Annotated in this window: 1 protein-coding gene; it reads left to right on the forward strand. The window is 70.2% G+C overall.

The genetic code is table 11. The features are described 5' to 3' along the window. Positions 1–857: HAMP domain-containing sensor histidine kinase (locus M8I34_RS41120; protein WP_250058168.1), on the forward strand; the 857-nt coding region annotated here is incomplete at both ends.

The following is an 857-nucleotide window of genomic DNA, read 5'->3' on the forward strand; positions in this document are numbered from 1 at the left end:
CTGACGGTGGTGGCTTTTGCTTTCGGTTATGCGATGGCGGGGCGGGTGCTGTCCCCGTTGGGGCGGATCACGCGTACCGCGCAGCGGGTGGCCGGGTCGGATCTGCACCGGCGGATCGAGCTGGGCGGGCCGGACGATGAGCTCAAGGAGCTGGCGGACACGTTCGACGAGATGCTGGACCGGCTCGACCGGGCCTTCGAGTCGCAGCGGCGGTTCGTCTCCAATGCCTCGCACGAGCTGCGTACGCCGTTGGCGATCAACCGGACGCTGCTGGAGGTGCAGCTGGCCGATCCGGAGGCGTCGCCCGAGCTTCAGCAGCTGGGCAAGACGCTGCTGGCGACGAACGAGCGCAGTGAGCAGCTGGTGGAGGGTCTGCTGCTGCTCGCGCGCAGTGAGAACAAGGTGGTCGACAAGCGGCCGGTGGATCTGTCGGAGGTGGCCGCGCAGGCGGTCGACCAGAGCCGTGAGGAGGCGCACGGCAAGGGGGTGGAGTTCCGCGGGGTGCGCGGGCAGGTCTTCGTGCAGGGCAACGGGGTCCTCCTGGAGCGCATCGCGCTCAATCTCGTCCAGAACGCGGTGCGCTACAACGTGCCCGAGGACGGCTGGGTGGAGGTCAGCACCGAGCCGCAGCCCGGCTGCGCGGTCCTGGTGGTCGCCAACACCGGACCGGTGGTCCCGGCCTACGAGGTGGAGAACCTCTTCGAGCCCTTCCGGCGGCTGCGCACCGAGCGCACCGGCAGCGACAAGGGCGTCGGCCTCGGCCTGTCCATCGTCCGCTCCGTCGTCCGCGCACACGACGGCACCATCACCGCCCAGCCCCGCGAAGGCGGCGGACTCGTCATGCGGGTCGTCCTGCC

The sequence above is a fragment of the Streptomyces sp. MCA2 genome, assembly GCF_023544705.1.
In the GTDB taxonomy this organism is placed as follows: domain Bacteria; phylum Actinomycetota; class Actinomycetes; order Streptomycetales; family Streptomycetaceae; genus Streptomyces; species Streptomyces decoyicus.